General features: G+C 76.4%; 1 pseudogene. It reads right to left on the reverse strand.

What is annotated here, in order from left to right:
- Positions 1–3,668: pseudogene (locus FL583_RS40515) on the reverse strand (hypothetical protein); the annotation flags it as partial.
- Positions 3,669–3,728 lie beyond the last annotated feature (60 nt).

The following is a 3,728-nucleotide window of genomic DNA, read 5'->3' on the forward strand; positions in this document are numbered from 1 at the left end:
GTGGCTGGCGTGGCCGGCGGGCCGGGCCGGGCCGGCGTAGCGGGCTGGGCGGGCTCGGCCGGGGTCTGGTGCTGGCCTCGGCTCAGCGGAGCCAACGGCCGGAGCAACCGACGCGCGAGCCGAGCACCCCCACTCACGAGCGCCGAACCACCCCCGCTGTTCCGACTGTTCCGTTCGTCCTCGCCGCTGTCACCGGCAGCCTCCCCGGTTCCGACGGACTCGGCGCCGTCCGCGGCCGAGGAGTCGTCTTCGGCAGGGTTCAGGACCAGCTGGCGGGGAGCCATCGTCAGCCGCGGAACCAGGGCAGACGGCTCCGGGAGCTGGATGCCGGACACCGGGCGGGCAGGCATCCATTGAGGCGCAAGGAGCTGCGCCTCGATGAGTTGGCGGAACTCGTCGGGGAGGTCTTCCAGGAACAGAACCGGTTCGTCTTCGGGATCTTCGGAGTCGTCGGTGTCGGGTACCTGGAGCTGGGTCGGAGCAACCGACAGCCGCAGGATCGGCTCCTTCTCGGACGCCGGGGTCTCGGCGACCCGGGGTGGCTCCACCGTGGACTCGGTGCGGCCGAAGCCGGTCAACGGCACCTCGGAGACCGACGCCAACGACAGCGCCCCAGCCGACCCACCCCAAGACACGCCCGCCCCCGAACCCGCCGAGCCCGACGCGCCTGCGCCCGACCCGCCTGCGCCCGACCCGGCTACGTCCGACCCGGCTACGTCCGACCCGGCTACGTCCGACCCGGCTACGTCCGACCCGGCTGCGTCCGACCCGGCTGAGTCCGACCCGCCTGAGTCCGACCCGCCTGCGCTTCGCCCGGCTGGAGACGGCCCAGCTGCATCGGACCCGGCTGCGTCCCGCTCGGCCGGGGACGGCTCAGCCGGAGACGGCACGGCTGGAGACGGCACGGCGGCGCCCGAGGCGGCCGCGTCCCGCTCAGCTGAGGACGGCCCGGCCACATTCGAAACGGCCGCATCCGACCTGGCCGCATCCCATCCCGACGCATCCGATACCGCCGCGTCCCGCTCGGCCGGGGACGGCCCGGTTGCGTCCGACCCCGCGGCATCCGACACGGCCGGGTGCGGCTCCGCCACGGACGGCCCGGTTGCGTCCGACCCCGCGGCATCCGACACGGCCGGGTGCGGCTCGGCCACGGACGGCCCGGTTGCGTCCGGCCCAGAAACGCCCCATCCCGCCGCATCCGGTACCGCTGCGTCGCGCTCGACCGGGGACGGCTTGGCCGCGTCCGCCCTGGCCGCGTCCGACTTCGCCGCATCCGACCTCGCCGCGTCCGACCTCGCCGCGTCCGACCTCGCTGCTTCCCATCCCGACGCATCCGGTACTGCTGCGTTGCGGTCGGCCTGGGGCGGGTTGGCCGGGTTCGAGCCCTCCGTGTCCGAGGCGGGTGCGTTTGGCTCGGACGGGGTCGAGCCGGTGGCGTTCGACGCCGCCGGGGGTGGCTCCGGCGCGGGCGGGGTGTGCGTGGGGGTCGATGGGGGGATGACCGTTGGGGCGCTTGGGGGGAGAGAGGGTGGCGTGGGTTCGGTCGGGACGGGGGTAGCGGCTTCCGCGGGTGGGATCACGGGCGGGGACAGGGTCCGCTGGCCCAGGGATGTCGGGAGTTCCAGGGTCGTGGCGCCCAGAGTTCGGTCGACCCGGCGGGCCGGGGAGAGGCCGGTCGAGGCTACCGGACGGAGGACGCCGCTTCGGTCGACTACCGCGATCAGGGCTACCGAGCCGCCTCGTTGGCGCCATACCTCGGGCACCGGCGCGCGGCCGCGTGTGCCCGCCCCGCTCCCCCATCCTCCGACGAAACCGGCTCCTGCACCGCCGACCCCAACACCGCCGCCAGCCACTGCGGCCCCGGCCCACGGGCCACCGACCCCCGCGCCAGCAGCTCCGACGCCACCTGCCCACGCGGCGCCAGCCACCGCACCGCCAGCCAGCGCGCCGCCGGTCCACGCCCCATCGGCCGACGGGCCGCCGACCGCGGGCCTCGGGCCTCGGGAGCCACTTCCGGGCGTCCCGCCCGTCGGGGCGGCCCCCGGCGGGCCTGCCGCGGCGGTGGCGGACGCTTCCAGGGCGGCGGCTTGGGCGGCCGCGGCTTCCGCGGCTCGGGCGGCGGCCTCGGCGGCCCGGACGGCCCTGGCCGCCTTTGCCGCGGCCTCTGCTGCCTCGGCGGCCGCCACCGCAGCGGCCGGTGGGGGGCCGATCACGCGGGATGCGTCGAGCGGGCGTACCGGCCCGAACCCCAGGCCCGACAGACGCGTCGCGAGTGACGTCGAGACCGTGGGCGGCACCAGCAGGCGCACCCGGGCCGTCACCTCCGGGGGCAGCCCTCGCAGCAGCGCGGCCACCGCTTCGACGACCTTCTCCGGCGGCTCGGTCGCGCCGCGGGTTCCGATCACGACCGCAACCGATCCGGGCGAGGGCGCCAGCTGCCGGGCGGGCGATTCCTCGACGTCAGCGACCCGCGGACGGATCCACAAGCCGGCCGGGACAGCCTCGACCGTCCACGCGTCGTCCAGCGCGTACGCGCCTCGCCCGATCTCCTTGAGGCTGGGCGACGGGGACGTCCACGACGTGGGCACCGGGCCGCCGGAGCCGGGCCGGTACGTCGCCTCGCGGACGAACGGCGGCCAGGCCAGCTGCCCGCGGGCGTCCGGGAGGCCGACCTGCTTCGAGCCGTCCGAGCCTCGCACGGCCAGGCCGTGACGGGCGGTCACCGGGCGACCGAGCCGTTCCGCGAGCCACTGGGGCCAGGACGCGGCCCCGTCCGGCGGCGCGGCAGCGGTCAGCGCGGTGACGATCACCAGCGACCGGCGGCCGTCGTCCGGTAACGCCTGTAGGAGGAGGCCGCACAGCGACAGGGCGTCGGCCGGGAACGCGCCCGACAGGAAGACCGTGAGCCGGTCGCGCTCGGCCTGGGCCCGGAACGGGAGGGACGTCGGGCGGGGCTTCTCGGTCGCCGGGTGGAGCCAGAGTCCGGCCGGTACCGCGGTGACGCGGGCGTCCGGCGACGATGTCGGGTGCGTCGGCGGCAGCCGCCGCTGCCACGCCGGCGCCGGAAACCGCGGCCCCTCCCACGTCTCCCCCGCCTGCCCAGTCTTCCCGGCCCGGCCCGCCTGCCCCAACGCGCCCGCCTGCCCGGCCCGCCCCGACGCCGGCTGCGCCGCCGACCCGCCCGCCGCCACGCCCGGCCCCGATAACAAAGACCCCGACGACGAAGACCCCGGGTGCACCGTGACCCACCCCTGCCCCCGCCCGGTCACGAACAAATGCCCGGGCCTCGGCGACACGAGTGGTCCGGTCGGCGTCACGACGTCCAGATCGAGCAGCTCGGCGAGCTTGCGCGCGGCCTTCGGCAGGAGACCGGGATCGGTCCCCGGCGGGACCGACATCACCAGGCGGACGCCGTCCGCCGGACGGGTCGGAGCGCCGTGCCCCAGCCACCGGAGCAGCTCCCAGGTGAGCGTCGGATCCGTCGCCACCAGGGCCGGAGCGGCACCGGTCGCGACGACCAGCACGGCCCGGCCGGGCTCGGGCGCCAGCGAACCGGCGAGCGTACGGAACTCCCGGGCCGGGTCCGCGGCGTCGCGCAGCACCATCGCGGTGCCCGCGGGCTCGATGCGCCAACCGGTCGTGGGAGCGAGCAGGCCGGTCACCGTCACGCTTCCGCCACCCCCACTGACGCTAGATCAGGTCCCACACGGAAATCCGACCGAAAAGGT

Source organism: Cryptosporangium phraense (assembly GCF_006912135.1).
Taxonomy (GTDB): domain Bacteria; phylum Actinomycetota; class Actinomycetes; order Mycobacteriales; family Cryptosporangiaceae; genus Cryptosporangium; species Cryptosporangium phraense.